The organism is Paraburkholderia sp. J10-1, assembly GCF_905220165.1.
In the GTDB taxonomy this organism is placed as follows: Bacteria; Pseudomonadota; Gammaproteobacteria; order Burkholderiales; family Burkholderiaceae; genus Paraburkholderia.
This window is the reverse complement of sequence record NZ_CAJMYW010000032.1, coordinates 21570-39089: the sequence shown is the minus strand read 5'-3', so window position 1 is coordinate 39089 and position 17520 is coordinate 21570. Positions and strand designations below refer to the sequence as shown.

Sequence of the window (17520 nt, the reverse complement as noted above, 5' to 3'; positions counted from 1 at the left end):
TCGACTCCATGCCTACACTCGAAGTCTATTTGCCCGCTGGCCACGCGCAAGCACGCAAGGCGCAGTTGATCGCGCGTCTGACCGAAGCCACCGTCGAAGCGATCGGCGCGGCCGCCGAATCCGTGCGCATATTGCTGAGCGAACTGGCTGACACGCACTATGGTATCGGCGGCAAGCGTGCCGCCGATGGCGCGCCACCTTCGCTGCCGGTGATCGTCGCGATCCTGATTGCAGGGCGCACGTTAGAACAGAAAGCCGCGTTGATCGATGCGCTCGCAACGACAAGCGCCGAGGTGCTCGACTCTGCGCTCGATGCCACGCGTGTAATCATCAAGGACATCCCGAATACCGACTTTGGCCTTGGCGGCAAAACGGCCCGTTCGCTCGGGCGCTAACCTGCGGGGATGAGCGGCAGCGCGAAGCAGCATTCGAGCCCGCCGCCCGGCGCGGGCTGCGCCCAGATTGCGCCGTGGTGCCGCGTAACGATGTTCTTGCACAGCGAGAGGCCGATGCCGTTGCCGCCCGCCTTCGACGACGAAAAGCCGTCGAAGAGGCGGCCATGCGCACCGGCGGGCACGCCCGGTCCGTTGTCGATCACGCTCACGAGCGCCCTGCCGTCTTTCTCCTCGCAAGCGAGCGTGAGATCGCGCCGGTCCGCATCGACATCGGCCAGCGCGTCGATCGCGTTGAACGCGAGATTGAGCACGACCTGCCCGATCAACACGCGCTCGCACATCACAGGTAGCGCGGCGATGGGCTGCACGATATGCATCCGCACGCTCGCGTCGCGCGCGCGCAGTTCGATGAAGTAAGCGACCTCGCTGAGAATGTCGCGCAGGTCCGAGCGCGTTTCGGTTGGCTCGCGCTTCACGACGTATTCGCGCACACTCTTGATGATGAGTGCGGCGTGCTCCGCCTGGCGGTCAGCGCTGCGCAGACCCCAAATCGCATCTTCAACGGGCCCCGCCTGTTCGAGCCGCCTTATCGCACCTTCGATGAAATTGCGCACCGCCGCGAGCGGCTGGCTCAACTCGTGCGCAATCGCCGTGGCCATTTCTCCCATCGCGTTGTAACGCCCGGCGTATTCGAGCATGCGTGCTTCGGTGCGGCGTGCGTCTTCGATACTCACCTCGTCGGAGATGTCACGGAAGTGGATCAACAGACCGTCGAGATCGTCTTCGATCACGAGCCGCCGGCAGGTAATGCGCAGCCAGCACGCGCTGCCGTCGCGGCGCGTCATGCGATAGCGCTGGGGCTCGGACGGGCCCTGCAGCGGCGCGTCGTCGAGTTGCTCGGCAAGGCGTTCGCGGTTGCGCTCGCTGCAGTAGTCGAACACGGAACCCGGCGCCTGTTCAGCGGCGAGGCCGAGCACGCGACGCCCGGAGTCGCTAATGAAGTCGACCGTGCCGTCGAGCCTGAGCACCGCCACGCCTTCGCTGAGGTCCTGCATGAATTCGCGCAGCCGCGTTTCGTGGCGCCGCAATGCCTGGCGCATCGCCTCTTCCGCACTGATGTCGCGAAACTGCACCATTACGACCGCGCGCTCCTTGAGCGGCACATACGTCGCAATCGCTTCCGAAAGCATGTCCTGCCCGGTGCGCGAGCGATAGCACCATTCATAGCCCTGCGGCCCTTCGGTGATCGAGCGGTCCATCGCCGCCACGGCGATTTCGCGCGCGTATTTCGGCGCGGGGCGCGTCATGTCGTGCGCCTTCAGCGGCAGCAGTTCTTCGACAGAAAAGCCCAGCGCGATGCAGGCCGCGCGATTGGCCCAGACGATCGCCTTCGTGCTGGCGTCGTGCAGCAGCACGCACAGGGTCAAGGCGTCGAGCAGGCGGCTGAAATCGTCTTCGGTGGGGTACGTCATGATCGTGAACCGGATATGGCGGCACGCCCCGCCTGGTGGTTCCAAACGATAACATCCGCGCGCGGAGCGGGGAACCTGAAGATTTCTTTAGGCGCGCGGGGAACGCTACTTAAAAATGCGTGCGGCGTCCCAATTGATGACCCCTTTTTGCCTTTTTAGACTGAGTTCCAGACTGTGCGCACGCGTTCGCGCTGCGCCCGATACACATGGCCTTCAACCTTGCGGCTCAGGAACTCAGGAGAAACACCATGGCATTAGTTGCGACCGCCGTCGCGTCCCATAGCGACATCAATGCAGAGGCCTGCGCCACGCAGTCGGGCGGCCGCCTCTCGCTCGACGAGGTCATCGACGTCGTGGCCGCGCGCCGCGACGAATTCGACCGGCTTTCGCACGTCCCACGCGACGTCATCGATCTCTTCAAGCGCGCTGGCATCTTTCGCGCGGGCACGCCCAGGCGCTTTGGCGGCGACGCGCGCGCGCCTGGCGAATTCCTGGAGATGATCGAGCGGATTGCAGTTGCCGACGGCTCCGCGGCATGGGTTGCGAGCTTCGGCTCGGCCAATGTCTACCTCGCCGCGCTGCCGCTCGAAACGCAGGCGCACATCTACGCGAGCGGCCCCGACCAGGCCTTCGCGGGCGGCCTCTTTCCCGTGCAGACCGTACAGCCGGTTGAAGGCGGCTGGCGCGTGAACGGTACGTGGAAGTTCGCGAGCGGCTGCAAGGGCGCCGACTGGCTCGGCGTGGGCATCAGCACTGGCAACGGCGCGGGCAACGCCCCGAACAAGCCGCGCACGGCCGTGTTCCGCCCCGAGCAGGTCGAGATCGTCGAAAACTGGAACGTGGTCGGCATGCAGGGCACGGGCAGCCACGACCTGCGCGTGACCGACCAGATCATCACCGACGACTGGACCTTCGTGCGCGGCGGGACGCCTTGCGTGGACGAGCCGCTCTATCGCTATCCGACCGTCGCTTACGCGGCCCAGGTGCTCGCGGTCGTCAACCTCGGTCTCGCGCGCGCGGCGCTCGACGTGGCGAACCATATGTCCGGCGGCCGCCGCACGACGACCGGCGCGCCGCAGCTCGCGGACCGTGCTTACTACCGCATCGAGCTTGCAAAGGCCGAGGCACAGCTGCGCTCGGCACGCGCATTCTTCTACGAGTCGACCGATAGCGTCTGGCGATCCATTCTCGCCGGCAACCCCGTGACCCCCGATCAGGTCAGCCTGCTGCGTCTTTCCGCTACGCAGATCGCGCGCGAAGGCGCCGACGTGGTGCATCGCGCGTATCGCCTTGGCGGCACGATGGCGATCTACAAAACGCACCCGTTGCAGCGTTTGCTGCGCGACGCAATGGTAGTGACGCAGCACGCGTTCCTCGGCGAGGGCAATTTCGACGGCGCGGGCGCCGTGTTCGTCGGCGTGCCGCCGATTCCCGGCTATCTGTAACCGTATCCATCACATATCACAAGGAATCGATCAAATGTCCGAAACTTCCCGCCCCCTTCCGCTGCGCGTCCTGTTCTGCTGCGGCGTGACGCAAAACTTCTTCGACCTGCCGCGCGAGAAGATCGGCGAAGTCTGGCAGGCGTACGGCAAGATGCTCGCCGCGGTAGAAGCGATGGAAGGCGTCAAGGTGCTCGGCATCATGGACGACGACCGCCTCGTGGTCGGCCAGGCCGGCGGCGCGCCGTGGACCTTCTACATCATGGCCGACGTTGCCGACTTCGATACGGCCGTGGCCGTTTGCAATCTTTATCGCACGACGCCGGTGGGCGAATACAACCTGTGGCGCTACGGCAAGATCGAGGCGCGTGTGGGGCGTGCGCTCGCCGTGCCGCCCGCAGCGACCGCTTGATCCTATGGCAACGATCACTGACGCTGCACGCACGATTGCGGCGCTGGAAGCGCGCCTTGCCGCACTCGAAGGCGCTAGCGCCGCACGAAAAACCATGGCGCGCTACATGGCGCTGTGCGACGTGCCGAGCGGCGCGCTCGACGGCGAATCGCTCGCCAGCCTTTTCACGGCCGATGCGGTGTGGGAAGGCATCGGCCCGCAATATACGAGCAAGTTCGGCCGTATCAAAGGCCGCGAGGCCATCGTTGCGATGCTCGCGCGCTATCTGCCACCCGCGCCGTACTTCGCGACCAACGTGCACTTTCTCACGTCCGAGAGCATCGAAATGGTGACGCCCGCGCGCGCGACGGGCCGCTGGATCATGCTGCAGGCTTCGGGCTACGTGGACGAGCGCGCGGAGCTGATCGGCGCGCGGCTCGAAGTGGACTTCGTGCCTGCGCCCGATGCATCTACGTGGCTCATCGCGCACTTTCGCACCGAGCGGCTTTTCGACGCGCCATGGCGCGTGTCGCCGCGTCCGGCTGCCTGACCCCCAAAGGAAATCGAATCGATGAGCGCATTGATCAGTGCCTTCACTCGTGGAGGCGACGGACCCACCATCGTCATCAAGGACACCATCGACATTGCGGGCATGCGCACGACGGGCGCGAGCCGCGCGCTCGCAGAAACCGCGCACGCGCAAAAGCATGCAGACGTGGTGCAGTTTCTGCTCGGCGCGAAGTGGAAAATTGTCGGCAAAGCCAACATGCACGAACTGGCGTTCGGCATGACGGGCATAAACGATTACACGGGCACGCCCGTCAATCCGCAAGACGCGACGCGCATTCCGGGCGGCTCGTCGAGCGGCTCTGCGAGCGCGGTCGGCCAGGGGCTCGCGGAAGCTGCGCTAGGCACCGACACGGGCGGCTCGATTCGCGGTCCCGCCGCATGTTGCGGCGTAGTCGGCCTCAAGCCCACATTCGCGCGCGTTTCACGGCGCGGCGTCGCGCCCGCCGAATCGACGCTCGATTGCGTGGGCCCGTTTGCCCGCGACGTGCGCATGATCGTCGAGGCGATGGGCGTCATCGCGCCCGCATTTGACAAGGCAGCCGCGCGAGAAGAACTCACCGCGTGCAGTATCGGTATTGCGCAAGTCGATGCGCGAGCAGACCTGCTTGCCGCCGTCACGCGCGCGCCGCAGCGTGCGGGGTTTTCGTCTCGGGCCATCGAGCTTGCGGGCCTCGCCGACGCGTTCCATGCGGGCCTTGCGATCATCAACGCGGAAACGTGGGCGGCATTCGGCCATCTCGTGGATAGCGGCAAGCTCGGCGCGGATCTGGAAACACGCCTGCGCGCCGCTGCGTCCACTACGTCCGACCAGGTGAGCGCAGCGGAACGCGTGCGCCGCAGCTTTACCGATGCCGTGGATCGCGCGCTAGACAGCGTCGATGTGATCGTGATGCCGACGCTTCCCGCCCTGCCGATCACGGTCGACGATGCGCGGCGCGGTGTGTCGGTGATCGCGATGTCGTCGCTGATCCGCCCGTTCAATCTCAGCGGTCATCCGGCGCTGAGTCTGCCGCTGCCCATTGAAGGCTCACCGCTGAAGGCCGGCCTGCAGATCATAGGACGCCATGGCGCCGACGAACGGGTTTGCGCCGTTGCTGCAGCGTTCGAAGCAGCGCTCGCCAGCTGAAATTTTCAAGGAATAGAAACCCATGTCCAGCAGAGTCGTCCTCGTTACCGGTGCGGCGCGCGGCCTCGGCGCCGTGATTGCCGCGCGTTTTCATGCGGCGGGCTACCGCGTCGTCCTCGGCGACGTGGCATTCGATGCCGCCGCTGCCACCGCGCGCGCGTTGAGCGCCGATGCGTCGAGCGCATTCGCGTTGAAGCTAGACGTCACGCGCAAAGAGGATTTCGAGAGTGCGCGCGATGCGATCGTCGCGCGCTGGGGCCACGTCGATGCGATCGTGAACAATGCGGGTGCATCGAAGGTCGTGCCTGTCATGGAGATCACGGCCGAACAGTTCGATCAGGTCATCGACGTCAATCTGCGCAGCGTGCTGTTCGGCTGCCAGGTGTTCGGGCAGCACTTCGCGAACCAGGGCGAAGGACGCATTGTGAATATTGCTTCGCTGGCCGGCCAGAATGGCGGTTCGGCAACGGGCGCGCACTATGCGGCGGCCAAGGGCGGCGCCATCACGCTCACCAAAGTGTTCGCGCGTGATCTCGCCGCCTCTGGCGTGACCGTGAATGCCATTTCGCCGGGGCCGCTCGATTTGCCTATCGTGCACGAGAGCGTGCCCGCGGACAAACTCGACAAAGTGATTGCGAGCATTCCCGTGGGGCGCCTGGGCGCCGCCGACTACGTCGCCGACGCCGCCGTGCTGCTCGCCTCGGGCAACGCGTACTTCGCCAACGGAGCGTGCTGGGACATCAACGGCGGTCTTTACATGCGCTAACCAGTGCGCCAATTCTCGCGCCAAAACGCGCGACGCACACGCCGCCTCACGACGTGTGCGTCTGCGCGTCCTGGTCCCATACCGCCATCACATCGCGCACGAGCGTCGCAATGGACGCGGCACCGAGTTTGTCCTTGATGCTCGCGCGATGCACGTCGACCGTCTTTACGCTGATGTCGAGTTCCGACGCGATGCGCTTACTGCCCTTGCCATCGATCACACCGCGTAGCACTTCCCGCTCGCGCCCCGTGAGCGATTCGAGGCGTTTGCGCAGATCGCGCCGCTTCTGGTCGGCGGCATGACGCTGCGTGGCAAGCTTCATCGCACGTTGCACGCGATCGAGCATTTGCTGCGAGTTGTACGGCTTTTCCACGAAATCAATCGCGCCGTTTTGCAGCGCGCGCACGGACATCGGTATGTCGCCGTGTCCGCTCACGAAAATGATAGGTAACGTCGCACCTCGTCGGTTCAATTCCGCCTGTACATCAAAACCGCTGGTCTCTGGCATGCGCACGTCGAGCACCAGACATGCTGGGACGTCCGGATCGAATGCACGCAGAAAATCGGCTGCGTTGGCGAAACCTTCCGATTTCACGCCAACCGATTCCAGCAGCCACGCGAGCGAGGTGCGCATGCCGTTGTCGTCGTCGACGATATAGATGACCGGAGCAGGTAAAGTCATCTGCTCTCTCCGATATTGTTCGTTGCGAAGCGCCGCGAGACGTGCCCTGTGCCGTCCCATTTCATTTGCGCGCTCCCGCAGTTGCATGACCCATCATAACCAGCCAATAAAGCCCTGAAAATGCGCATTACCCCGTAATTCCGGCGCGTAATTTCAAAGCGCACATTCCGGTTTCCGCGATACCTGGTGAAATCTTTAGAAGGATCGGGAGCGACGCCATCACTCAGGCCAATCGTGACAGTATTTTTCGCGCGGTGCTTGCCGTACGCTGTTAATCACAGACTCGAATCACAAGATCAGCAATTGCACGGAAAACACACATCATGTCCGACACATCCAGCACGCTCCCGACGCATGACACCCGCAAGGATTTTCGCCACGCGATGGCCCACTTGTCCGCCGCTGTCAGCGTGATCACCACGGCCGGTCCGTTCGGCCGCTGCGGCATTACCGCGAGCGCCGTGTGCTCCGTCACGGACGCGCCGCCTACGCTGCTCGTCTGCCTGAACCGCTCGAGCGCGATGCACGCCGCCTTCGCGGGCAACGGCCGCGTATGCGTGAATGTGCTGCCCGGCGAGCACGAGCTGCTGGCAAAACACTTCGCGGGTCTCACGCAACTGTCGATGGACGCGCGCTTTAGCCTGCCGTTCTGGGATGAAGGCGAGCATGGCGTGCCCGTGCTGCGCGATGCGCTCGCGAGCCTGCAAGGCGAGATCGTCGAACTCAAGGACGTCGGCTCTCATTCGGTCATGTTCGTGAAGGCGACCCATATTCGCGTGCGCTGCGACGGCGACGGTCTCGTCTACTTCGACCGCAATTTCCACCGCGTGGCTCGCCCTTGCGCCGCGGCGTAAATCGCACCCTGGTAAAACCTTTAGATCGGTGAGGAAACCCACCAGGCGCCCTGCCGCACGCACGCATTTTTTTCTCGCGCGGCGGCGGGTACGCTGCATGCATACCACTAGCCAACCCGCGCCGCCTCACGAAGAAGGTGCGAGCGCATACATCAGACAAAACGATCGGCGAGCACGGGATCGATCGTGGCGCGCCACGACACAGCCGAAGCGAAGAAAGGAGACAAGTCAACCAACGCAAGCCAGGGGCATCCCGGAGAGGGCCATCCCGGACTTGCGAGAAAGCATTCCGCCCGTCATCCTCACACCGGCATTAACCGACCAGGCGGTCAGTGAATGGTGACCAGGATGGCCGCCACCCCGATCGGTACCGCGTTTTATTCGCAATCAGCATGCAGCTCGAGAATCACACCTTTACCGACGCCGGCGAACACGCGGCGCTGCTTTCTGGCTGGGAACAGCAATACTTCCAGCTCGATTGTGGACAATTCCACGGTCGCCTACAGCAAATCGGCAGCGACGGCATACACGTGTTCTACGAGTCCGTGAACCGCCGCATCGTGCAGCAGGGCAGCACGCCCAGCGACATGCTCGTGTTCGGCATCGTGCTCGACGCGAGTTCTCCGGTGACTTTCGCTGACCGCGCCGTTACGGCTGATTCCCTGATCTGCGCGCGGGCGAACCGCGAGTTCGTGCTGCATTTCCCGGGCGAGACCGCCATACTCGGCATTGGCGTGAAGGTGCCGTTCCTGCGCGAGCGCCCGGAGCTGGCCGCACGCCTCGAAAGCCGCTTTTTCACCAAGACTTCCGTCATTCCGCTCGAACCCGGCGTGCGCGAGCAGTTCATCGCCTTGTGGCGTTACGTAACCGACGAGGCATTTGCGCTGAACGCGTTCGCAGAGTCGGAGCTGGCCCAACGCACCGTGACCGCGCAGATCTTCGAGATGCTCGATGCCGTGGTCGAGAGCGGCACTCCGGACGATAAGACCGATATCACCTGGATGTCGCATAGCGACGTAGTCGCACGCGCGCACGACATGATCATTGCGCGCCCGCTGGAACCCGTGACCGTGCACGAGCTTTGCGAATCGCTGCGTATCAGCCGCCGCACGGTGCAGACGAGCTTTCGCCTCGTGACGGGCAAATCGCCCGTGGAATATATGCGCGCGATACGCCTGAATTACGTGCACCAGTTGCTTCGCAAAGCGCCGTCGGCCGAGCTCACCGTGCGCGACGCGGCGCAGCGCTGGGGCTTTTTCCATTCGGGTCATTTCACGCAGGACTATCGCGAGCTTTTCGACGCCATGCCTTCGGACAATCGTCCGAAATAACGCGCGCCGGAGCATGCCCCGGCGCTGCCCTCACCTGCCGCGCAGATATTCCTCGACCGCCGAAGTCGCGTAATCGATCAGTACCGGCGTGAGTGTCCTGGCCGTTTCCGTGTGCTTTTTCTCATGCACCCAGCCGAGGTAGGTCGTGCTGCGCGCCGCCATGAACAGCGGCAATTGCCGCAGCTGCTCATCGACTAGCGGACGATGCGCGCGGTAGCCCGTGACGAAGGCTTCCATCGCGGTATCGAAGTACGGCTCGCCGCGGATGAAGTAGAGCGACGTCGCAACGTCGAACAAATGCCAGCCGAAGCCCGCATCGTCGAAATCGATCACGCGCACGCGCTCGCCGTCCACGAGCACGTTCTCGGGCACGAGATCCGCGTGGATCAGGCCGAACTGCCCGGCATCCTTGCCATAGGCGCTCAGGTCAGCCCAGAGCGCCTCGCGCGCCCGCTCGAAGAACCGCCGTTGCGGCGCACTCAGTTGCTCCAGTTCCCAGAAACGGCCCCAGAGCGGCTCGCTGCCCGCGAGCCCTTCCTCACACCAGCTATGCCGCTTGAAGCCCGCAGGGGCCCGCCACGCGCTCGTATGGTTGTGCATGCGCGCCGCCATGCCGCCAAGCGTGTAATAGCGGCCCGCGACGTCCTCCTCGCCGCCATCGAGACCCGATTCGAGCGCGCCGAGTTGGCGCCCGTCGACCCATTCGAGCACGTCGATCTGGCGGCCTGCCGGCAGTTCATCGCTGTGCACGCGCTCGAACGGGCGCCCCGCGCGCGATTTCACCACGCGCGGCACCTCGACGCCCGCGCTCGCGAGCGCTTGCATCCACTCGAATTCCGAGTGCAGCGCTGCGTCATCGTGATAGCCGAGGCGGTGAATGCGCAGCACCGCGCGCCGACCGTCGCGGCCATCCACACGAAACACAGCGTTCTCGCGGATCTTGATCGGCGCGATCACGCAGTCGCCGAGGTCCCACATCTCAAGCGCCTGGGCGGCAAGATGCTGCAGCGCAAACGCGTTCTCCGACGCGCGCGCGTCTTCTGTATGGGTCATCGCGATCCTCTCAAAGGTCGTTGAGCACGGCGTCGAGTGTGTCGATCAACTGGTCGGCGTGGACCGTCGTGAACGGCATGGGCGGCCGGATCTTGAGGATGTTGTCGTGCACGCCGATACGGCTGATGAGCACGCCACGCTCGCGCATGGCGTTGACGACGCGGCGCGCCACGCTGCCGGCAGGCGACTTGTCCGCGCGGTCTTCGACCATTTCCACGGCGAAGAAGAGTCCGCTGCCGCGCACGTCGCCGATCGCCGCGTGCTTTTGCGCCAGCGCACGCAGACGTTCGAGCACGTATTGCCCCATGGTCTGCGCGTTCTGCTGAAGGCCTTCATCTGCGATCACGTCGAGCACCGCCATGCCCGCGGCGCACGAAACGGGGTTGCCCGCGAACGTGTTGAAGTACATCGGATTGCGCTCGGCGAAGTCTTCGATCAATTCCCGGCGCGCCACCACGCCCGCGAGCGGGTGACCGTTGCCCATGGGCTTGCCCATCGTGACGATGTCCGGCGTGACGCCAAGCTTCTGATGTCCCCAGAAATGCGAGCCGAAACGGCCAAAGCCGCCCTGCACTTCGTCGGAGATATACACGCCGCCCGCGCGCCGCACCTTCTCCACGGCGCGCGCGAGATAACCCGCGGGCACGTCCGGCAAGCCCTCGCACGAGAGGCCTGAGCACATCAGCAGGCCTGCTACACGCACGCCGTCGGCCTCGAACGCGTCGATGGCGGCCTGCACGTCCTCGGCGTAGCGACTCGCGAGTTCGTCTTCGCTCATGCCTGCGCGCTCGCGATACGGGTCGATCACGGGAATCGTGCGCACATAGCGGCCGCGCTGCTGCTGCGTGGAAAGAAACGAGCTGACCTGCACCACCGCCGCCGTATTGCCGTGATACGAGTGCGCGGTGCAGATAATGCCCATGTTGCCGGTGCACTCCCGCGCCATGCGCAGCGCCAGTTCATTGGCCTCGCTGCCTGTGCAGCAGAACATCACCATCGGCAAGGAAGCGTCGAAGGTCGAAACGAGGCGCTCGCCGTACTCCACGATGTTCTCGTGCAGATAGCGCGTGCTCGTGTTCAGCATCGACGCCTGCTTCGCGATGGCCTCGCTCACGCGCGGATGGCAATGGCCTACGTGCGGCACGTTGTTATAGGCGTCGAGATAGCGCTTGCCTTCGGCGTCGTAAAGCCATACGCCTTCCCCGCGCACGATATGCAAAGGCGTGTCGTAGAAGAGCGGCGCGCGCTTGCCGAGCACGCGGTAGCGCCGCTGCAACAGTTCTTGATCAGGCATCGGAAGTCTCCGTATCGGTGGCGGCGCGGCGCAGCATGCGCGCATGCGAGCGCACCGGGTAATAGATGAGGAACCAGCTCGCGACGAACAACGCAACGCCGGACCCGATCACCTGAGAATAAGCGCCGGACGTCATGATCCAGGCGGCGAGCGCGGGACCAGTCGCGAGACCGATCATCTGCATGGCGGTGGCAGCCAGCACCATGCGCCCGCTACGGTCGAACACGGCCATCGACGAGAGCAACGCGGGCTGGGCAACGTTCCAGAAGAAGTTGTAAATGCAAACAACCAGCGCGAAGACGGCGAAGGTCGTGTGCGTGGTGAGAAAGAGCAGACACAGCGAGCCGCCGAGCACGCTCACCGTAAGCGCGCGCGAGCGGCCGATGCGCGTGCCGCACACGCCGAACGCCCACGCACCGAGCACGCCCATGAACTGCGAAAGCGTGAGCGCGTTGGCCACCTGCTGCTCGCTCAGACCGTCAACGGTGCCGATGAGGAACAGATAGGCCCAGACGATGCCCTGCGCCACGAAGTACAGCAGCATGGCGAGCAAGGCGGACGCCTTCGCGGGCCTTGGCAGCTCGATCGCGTTCGCATCGGATTGCGGCGCGCTTTCGCCGCCGCGCGGCAGGTAGCGCACGAATGGCAGCACGACGAGCGGAAACGCGGCGAAGAAGAACAGCAGCAGCTTCATGCCGCCAATGGCGAACGCGCTCGGCACGAGCCACAACCCCAGCGCGCCGTAGATCATCACCCACATGACCATGTAGCCGAAGTTGCGGTCGGGGTTGGCTGTCAACCCGACCGCCGCGAAGCTGAGCGAAATGAGGCCGCCTGCACCAATTCCCACGAGTAGTCTCAGCACAAGAAATACGCTGTGATCGGGCGTGAACGCCGAAGCCGCGTTGCCGAACGCCATCAGCAGAATCGACAGCACGATCACCGTGCGCCAGTTCACGCGCTTCGCGAACAGCGGCAGCAGGATGGAACTCAACGCAATGCCCCACACCTCCACCGAAGCTGCGTAACCCGCCGCGACCGCGTCGAAGCCCAGATACTTCACGAAGCCCTCTACGACCGCGGGCTGAACGATGAACACCTCTGGCCCGACCACACCCGCGAGTATCGCGACCCACAGGCGTGCTCGTGATTTCGCATTCGTCTCTTCGCGCATGGCGAGGCCCTGCAGATCCGCTGGTGACGTATTCATTGTGCCTTGATCCTCGAACGTGGTTCAGTAGGCGAAGCAGACAGATTTCGTCTCGGTGTACGCGTCGATGATCGCGCGGCCATGTTCGCGCCCCACACCGGACGACTTGAACCCGCCGAACGGCAGCGCGGGGTCGACCATGTTGTGCGAGTTGACCCAGACCGTACCCGCCTCCATGCGGTCGACCACGCGCAGTGCCTTGTCGAGCTGGTTTGTCCACACGCTTGCGCCGAGACCGTACTCGCTTGAATTCGCGGCGCTGATCGCCTCTTCGAGATCGTCGTAGGGCATGGCAACCAGCACCGGGCCGAACACTTCTTCATTCACGAGCGAAAGCGGCTTGCGCCCTTCGTTGGCGACCACGGTCGGGCGCACGAAATAGCCCGCGCCGTCATGCGCCGCGCCGCCCGCCATGATTTCGCCGCCCTGCGCACGGCCTTCGGCGATCATGCCGACGACCTTGTCGCGATGGCGCGACGACACGAGCGGACCCATCTGCGTCTTCTCGTCGAAACCCGAACCGAGCACGAGGCTGTTGGCCACTTGCGCGATGCCTTCCACGATCTGCCCGTACATCGAGCGCGGCACATAAAGACGCGAGCCTGCCGTGCACACCTGGCCGTGGTTGAAGAAGATCGCGCCCGCCGCGCCTTCAATGGCCTTGCGCGGATCGCAGTCGTCCAGCACGATCACGGGGCTCTTGCCGCCCAGTTCGAGCGACACGCGGCGGATATCCCGGCCGCACTGCGCGCCGATCAGGCGACCCACTTCGGTCGAGCCCGTGAACGTCACCTTGTCGACATCGGGATGACGCACCAGCGCCGCGCCTGCCGTTTCGCCACGACCGGTCACGACATTGAGCACGCCCGGCGGAAAGCCTGCTTCGAGCGCCAGTTCGGCAAGGCGGATCGCGGTGAGCGGCGTTTCCTCGGCGGGCTTGAGCACCACCGTGCAGCCGCACGCGAGCGCCGGCGCGATTTTCCACACGGCCATCAGAAGCGGGAAGTTCCACGGCACGACGGCCGCGACCACGCCCACCGGCACGCGCTGCGTCGACGCGCGGTACTGTACGCCCGGCGGAAAGCTCAACGACAGATCGACCGTGCTGCCTTCGATCTTGGTCGCCCAGCCTGCCATGTAGCGCAGCCACTGCGCGCTGCCGCCGACTTCGAGCATGCGCGAGAAGCCGAGTAGCTTGCCCTGGTTGAGCGTCTCCAGCGCAGCGAGTTCGTCGCCATGCTGTTCGACGAGATCGGCAAGCTTGAGCAGCAGGTGTTCGCGCGCGGCAGGAGGCATACGGCGCCATTCGTTCGATTCGAACGCGTTCTTCGCCACGGCCACGGCGGCCGCGACGTCATCGGCATCGCCGTCGGGCACCTGGGCGATTTCGCGGCCGCTGGCCGGGTCGTACACGGCGAAGGTCTTGCCACTGCGCGCGGGGACGGTGCGGCCACCCACGATCATCTGGGTGTGGAGGTTTGCAAGCAATTCCTCGATTTGCATCTCAGCTCCTGACTGGTTTGTTTGGCAACTTATTTGGCAACTCATTTGGCAACTAAGCCATCTTTGGAAAACAGGACGGTGGAACCGTCTCGCTTCAATATCAATGCGGTCAGCGCGTCGCGCCCAGGCAATTGCTTCGCCGCGAAATCGTGCGCTCCCGCCGCCTTGACCATCACGTAGCCATCGAGCGCCACGCCCGCGACACTCGTTGCATTCGCAACGAGGCCGGTGATCGAACTGCTCGCACCGGAACTCACGGACTGCCATGTCGCGCCGCCGTCCTGGCTTGCGAACAGATTGCCGCGCAGTCCGCCCACGTAGACCGTGCGGTCAGGTGCGACCACGCCGCTCCAGAGCGTGCCCTTATAGCCCGTGTGCAACGCCTGCCAGCTTGCGCCGTCGTCGCTCGACTTGAATACGGTGCCTTGCTCGGCAGCGATATAAACGTCTTTCTCCTGGCCGGCGAACACGGAAAAGAAGTTCAGCCCGCTCTTGCCTGCGGCCGCGCCCTCGCCTACCGGCTGCGTTTTCCACGTGACGCCGCCGTCGTCGGTCGTGATCAGCAGCGACCACAGGCCCACGGCCCAGCCGTGCATCTCGTCGCGGAACGCGATGGAAAAGAGCGGCTGGTCGACGCTCGTATCCGCGCGTTGCTCGCGCCAGTGCTCGCCGCCGTCGTCGGTGTGCAGCACGACGCCCCAATGTCCCGCCGCCCAGCCGTGCTGCGCGTCGACGAACGAGACCGAGGTGAGCGTTGCGTTGGCGGGCACGGCCTGCGCCTGGCGGAAATGCACGCCGTCGTCGTCGGAGAGCAGGATCACACCGCGCTCCCCGACTGCGACAATGCGGTTGCCGGCGAGTGCCGCGCCGAGCACCATCGAATGCTCCGCGTCGGCACGGTGCTTCGCGGCGACGACCGCGACCGTGCTGTCGGGCGCCGCGCCAGCGAGCGCGGCGTGTGTGTATTGCAGGCCCGCAAGCAGTGCGAGCGCTGCGCAGGCGATCTTCGAACCCTTTGTTCGTTGCATGGCGAATCGTCCTCGTGGCGGGCTAGTGAGTGAAGAAGCTCGAGCTTTTGACCGCCGAGCGGCGCGGGAAGAGCCGTGTGAGCCAGACCGCGAGCGCGGGCAGCGCCGTCATCGCCATCACGAGGTTCACGATGAACATGAACGCGAGCAACTTGCCCATGTCCGCCTGGAACTTCAGTGCGGAGAAGCTCCACGTCGCGACGCCAACAGCGAGCGTGATTGCCGTGAAGATCGTCGCCACGCCAACTTCGAGAATCGACTGTTCGACTGCCTTCACCACGGGCACGTCATGCGAGAGATGCAGTTGCAGCCGGTTGTAGATGTAGAACGCGTAGTCCACACCGATACCCACTGCCAGCACCATGACCGGCAAGGTCGCGACCGTGAGGCCGATCTGTAGTTGCTTCATGAACCAGTAGCCGATGAACGTCGCCACCGTCAAAGGCAGGCAGCAGGCGATCACCGCGCGCAGGTCGCGATACGCGAGCAGCACGAGCACGATGATGGCCGCGTAGACGTAGAGCATCATCGGCAGTTCGCTGCGCGCCACTTCGTCGTTGGTCGCGGCGAGCACGCCTGCGTTGCCGGCAGCAAGGCGGATCGTCACGCCTTCCAGATGGTTCTCCGCGCGGTAAGTCTTCACGGCATCGATCACGCGGTTGATCGTCGCTGCCTTGTGGTCGACCAGGAACAGATGCACTGCGGTCATCTTGCAGTCCTTCGTCATGTAGCCGTGCACCCGGTTGATTTCGGCGCTCAGCGCCGCATAGTTGGTGGGGTCGATCGGCACCACGAACATCTTCGGATTGCCTTCGTTATATCCCTCGTTGTAGGTACGCAGCATCAGCGGATACGAGCTGACCGAGACGACGCCGGGTACCCGGTTCATCGAGCCGGTAAAGTCGTCTTCGAAGATGCCGAGCCGCGGGTCGGTGCAGTCGGCAACGCGCGGAGTCTCGAACACGACCGTGAGCCAGTCGAGGCCGACGTCGTAGCTGGTTGCGATCGCAACGGCATCCTGGTTGAAGCGCGAGTCGGCGCGCAACTCGGGGGCGCCCGGCTGCAGTGTGCCCACCACACGATCGCGGCTTTGCCACACCGCCACGCCGAAAATCATCGCGGTCACGGCAAGCGTGATCGCGGCATTGCGAGGCTCAGCCAGGCGCGCGAGCAGCCTCAGCCAATGCGCGCGCCGCTCGCGCGCCGCCAGAGCGCGGTCCGCGTACTCCTTTGTGAAATGCATACACGACGCAACGACCGGCAGCATCACGAGATTCGTCACGATCTTGTAGCCAACACCGAGCGAAGCCGTGATCGCCAGTTCGCGCACCATCGGAATGGGAATGAGCAGCAGCGTGATGAACGACACGAGCGCGGTAACGAGCGCGAGCGTGCCGGGGATCAAGAGGCCGCTGAAGCTGTGGCGCGCGGCTTCCATCGGGCTGCGTCCATGCGACAGCTCACGCACGATGAAGTTGATCTGCTGAATGCCGTGCGAAACGCCAATGGCGAAGACGAGAAACGGCACCAGCACCGCGAGCGGGTCAAGGCCGAAGCCGAGTATGCGCAGCGTGCCGAACTGCCACACGAGGGACGTGAGCGAGCACGCGATAGGCAGGATCGTGAAACGCAGAGAGCGGCTGTACCAGTACACGGCCGCCGCCGTGAGCACCAGCGCGAGCGCACAGAACACCAGCACGCCCGAAGCGCCGTCGGCAATGTCGCCGATCTGCTTCGCGAAGCCGATGATCTGCACCTGATACGCGCCGTTTTCATAGGGCTTGCGCAGTTTCTCTTCGAGGATGTGGTTGAACGCCACGTAATCGAGGGCCTTGCCGTTCGCGTCGCGCTCGTTCAGCTCCGCCGTCACCATAGCGCTCGTCTGGTCACGCGAGACGAGCACGCCGACGTAGCCGCCCGCCGAGGTGGACTGGCGAATCGAGGCAATCTTCTCGGGCGTGAGACTCTCCGGCGTGATCGTGCCGTCGATCAGCGGGTCGGCGCGAAAGCCGTCTTCGGTGATCTCGTTGACGAACGAGTTAGGTGTCCAGAGCGACTGCACGCCGCCGCGATCGACGTTCGGCAGATAGCCCACGGCCTGCGTGATTTCGTAGAGCCGGGTGAGCCCTTCGCGCGTCCAGATCGTGCCGTTGCGCGCCTTGAGCACAACCGTGATGCGGTTCGCGCCGAGCAGATCGTTCCGGTATTGCTGGAAGGTCTTGACGTACTCGTGTTCGGTCGGAATCTGCTTCTCGAATCCGGCGTCCATGCGCAACTGCAGCGCGAACACGGCCATCACGACCGTGAATAAGGCGATCACGCCCAGCGTGATCGCGCGATGCCCGAACAGGAACCCCTCGAGCTTGCCAACCAGACGATTCAACACATTGCGCCCCTCAAAGT

At 64.4% G+C, this 17520-nt stretch carries 16 protein-coding genes; 8 read left to right on the top strand and 8 right to left on the bottom strand.

Annotation, left to right across the window (positions count from 1 at the left end):
* The first annotated feature begins 8 nt into the window (after nt 1-8).
* Entirely contained in the window at nt 9-395 is a 387-nt protein-coding gene (locus U5A65_RS39515) for a tautomerase family protein (RefSeq protein ID WP_321949591.1), read from the top strand.
* Here U5A65_RS39515 and U5A65_RS39510 read toward each other — a convergent pair.
* Nucleotides 392-1867, bottom strand: coding sequence for an ATP-binding protein (locus U5A65_RS39510; protein WP_321949590.1), 1476 nt, complete (start codon nt 1865-1867; stop codon nt 392-394). The two genes, U5A65_RS39515 and U5A65_RS39510, sit on opposite strands and share 4 nt — an antisense overlap.
* A gap of 248 nt (nt 1868-2115) precedes the next feature.
* Between U5A65_RS39510 and U5A65_RS39505 the strand changes: the two genes are divergently transcribed.
* The 5 genes from U5A65_RS39505 to U5A65_RS39485 are packed head-to-tail and all read left to right on the top strand — an operon-like array spanning nt 2116 to nt 6162.
* Nucleotides 2116-3312, top strand: a complete 1197-nt coding sequence (locus U5A65_RS39505) for an acyl-CoA dehydrogenase family protein (RefSeq protein ID WP_321939625.1) — start codon at nt 2116-2118, stop codon at nt 3310-3312.
* 34 nt (nt 3313-3346) lie between these two features.
* Nucleotides 3347-3721: a hypothetical protein gene (locus tag U5A65_RS39500; RefSeq protein ID WP_321917475.1), complete on the top strand. Its 375-nt coding sequence runs from the start codon at nt 3347-3349 to the stop codon at nt 3719-3721.
* A 4-nt stretch (nt 3722-3725) separates the two neighbouring features.
* Entirely contained in the window at nt 3726-4250 is a 525-nt protein-coding gene (locus U5A65_RS39495) for a nuclear transport factor 2 family protein (RefSeq protein WP_321917476.1), read from the top strand.
* Nucleotides 4251-4271: 21 nt separating this feature from the next.
* Nucleotides 4272-5396 carry an amidase gene (locus tag U5A65_RS39490; protein WP_321949589.1) on the top strand — a complete coding sequence of 375 codons (1125 nt, stop codon included), beginning with the start codon at nt 4272-4274 and terminating at the stop codon, nt 5394-5396.
* 22 nt (nt 5397-5418) lie between these two features.
* A complete protein-coding gene (locus U5A65_RS39485; protein ID WP_321917478.1) occupies nt 5419-6162 on the top strand; it encodes an SDR family NAD(P)-dependent oxidoreductase in 744 nt (247 codons plus the stop codon).
* Nucleotides 6163-6208: 46 nt separating this feature from the next.
* On the opposite strand, the gene U5A65_RS39480 is transcribed toward U5A65_RS39485, so the two are convergent.
* On the bottom strand, nt 6209-6844 hold the full coding sequence (locus U5A65_RS39480) for a response regulator transcription factor (protein ID WP_321917479.1): 636 nt from the start codon (nt 6842-6844) through the stop codon (nt 6209-6211).
* A 323-nt stretch (nt 6845-7167) separates the two neighbouring features.
* Between U5A65_RS39480 and hpaC the strand changes: the two genes are divergently transcribed.
* Together hpaC and U5A65_RS39470 are read left to right on the top strand one after the other, a co-directional pair.
* Nucleotides 7168-7698, top strand: coding sequence for a 4-hydroxyphenylacetate 3-monooxygenase, reductase component (gene hpaC / locus U5A65_RS39475; protein WP_321917480.1), 531 nt, complete (start codon nt 7168-7170; stop codon nt 7696-7698).
* A 392-nt stretch (nt 7699-8090) separates the two neighbouring features.
* Nucleotides 8091-9029, top strand: coding sequence for a helix-turn-helix domain-containing protein (locus tag U5A65_RS39470; RefSeq protein WP_321917482.1), 939 nt, complete (start codon nt 8091-8093; stop codon nt 9027-9029).
* A 30-nt stretch (nt 9030-9059) separates the two neighbouring features.
* Here the strand turns inward: U5A65_RS39470 and U5A65_RS39465 are convergent, their stop codons facing one another.
* Genes U5A65_RS39465 through U5A65_RS39440 form a run of 6 tightly spaced genes read right to left on the bottom strand, consistent with a single transcriptional unit; the run spans nt 9060 to nt 17503 of the window.
* Nucleotides 9060-10082: a phosphotransferase enzyme family protein gene (locus tag U5A65_RS39465; RefSeq protein ID WP_321939632.1), complete on the bottom strand. Its 1023-nt coding sequence runs from the start codon at nt 10080-10082 to the stop codon at nt 9060-9062.
* Between the two features lie 10 nt (nt 10083-10092).
* The gene (locus U5A65_RS39460; RefSeq protein ID WP_321939634.1) at nt 10093-11376 is read right to left on the bottom strand and encodes an aminotransferase class III-fold pyridoxal phosphate-dependent enzyme; all 1284 of its coding nucleotides are present in this window, start codon (nt 11374-11376) and stop codon (nt 10093-10095) included.
* Nucleotides 11369-12586, bottom strand: coding sequence for an MFS transporter (locus tag U5A65_RS39455; protein WP_321917488.1), 1218 nt, complete (start codon nt 12584-12586; stop codon nt 11369-11371). The genes U5A65_RS39460 and U5A65_RS39455 overlap by 8 nt, the downstream gene beginning before the upstream one ends.
* Before the next feature lie 24 nt (nt 12587-12610).
* A complete protein-coding gene (gene styD / locus U5A65_RS39450; RefSeq protein ID WP_321917490.1) occupies nt 12611-14089 on the bottom strand; it encodes a phenylacetaldehyde dehydrogenase StyD in 1479 nt (492 codons plus the stop codon).
* Nucleotides 14090-14130: 41 nt separating this feature from the next.
* Complete coding sequence (locus tag U5A65_RS39445; RefSeq protein ID WP_321917491.1) at nt 14131-15117, bottom strand: WD40/YVTN/BNR-like repeat-containing protein; 987 nt, start codon at nt 15115-15117, stop codon at nt 14131-14133.
* 22 nt (nt 15118-15139) lie between these two features.
* Complete coding sequence (locus U5A65_RS39440; protein WP_321949588.1) at nt 15140-17503, bottom strand: efflux RND transporter permease subunit; 2364 nt, start codon at nt 17501-17503, stop codon at nt 15140-15142.
* Between the last annotated feature and the right edge of the window lie 17 nt (nt 17504-17520).

Coding starts and splice junctions, on each gene's coding strand:
- U5A65_RS39470 (WP_321917482.1), top strand. CDS start 8,091: ATGCAGCTCGAGAATCACACCTTTACCGACGCCGGCGAACACGCGGCG.
- hpaC (WP_321917480.1), top strand. CDS start 7,168: ATGTCCGACACATCCAGCACGCTCCCGACGCATGACACCCGCAAGGAT.
- U5A65_RS39480 (WP_321917479.1), bottom strand. CDS start 6,844: ATGACTTTACCTGCTCCGGTCATCTATATCGTCGACGACGACAACGGC.
- U5A65_RS39455 (WP_321917488.1), bottom strand. CDS start 12,586: ATGAATACGTCACCAGCGGATCTGCAGGGCCTCGCCATGCGCGAAGAG.
- styD (WP_321917490.1), bottom strand. CDS start 14,089: ATGCAAATCGAGGAATTGCTTGCAAACCTCCACACCCAGATGATCGTG.
- U5A65_RS39505 (WP_321939625.1), top strand. CDS start 2,116: ATGGCATTAGTTGCGACCGCCGTCGCGTCCCATAGCGACATCAATGCA.
- U5A65_RS39510 (WP_321949590.1), bottom strand. CDS start 1,867: ATGACGTACCCCACCGAAGACGATTTCAGCCGCCTGCTCGACGCCTTG.
- U5A65_RS39495 (WP_321917476.1), top strand. CDS start 3,726: ATGGCAACGATCACTGACGCTGCACGCACGATTGCGGCGCTGGAAGCG.
- U5A65_RS39515 (WP_321949591.1), top strand. CDS start 9: ATGCCTACACTCGAAGTCTATTTGCCCGCTGGCCACGCGCAAGCACGC.
- U5A65_RS39445 (WP_321917491.1), bottom strand. CDS start 15,117: ATGCAACGAACAAAGGGTTCGAAGATCGCCTGCGCAGCGCTCGCACTG.
- U5A65_RS39500 (WP_321917475.1), top strand. CDS start 3,347: ATGTCCGAAACTTCCCGCCCCCTTCCGCTGCGCGTCCTGTTCTGCTGC.
- U5A65_RS39490 (WP_321949589.1), top strand. CDS start 4,272: ATGAGCGCATTGATCAGTGCCTTCACTCGTGGAGGCGACGGACCCACC.
- U5A65_RS39465 (WP_321939632.1), bottom strand. CDS start 10,082: ATGACCCATACAGAAGACGCGCGCGCGTCGGAGAACGCGTTTGCGCTG.
- U5A65_RS39460 (WP_321939634.1), bottom strand. CDS start 11,376: ATGCCTGATCAAGAACTGTTGCAGCGGCGCTACCGCGTGCTCGGCAAG.
- U5A65_RS39485 (WP_321917478.1), top strand. CDS start 5,419: ATGTCCAGCAGAGTCGTCCTCGTTACCGGTGCGGCGCGCGGCCTCGGC.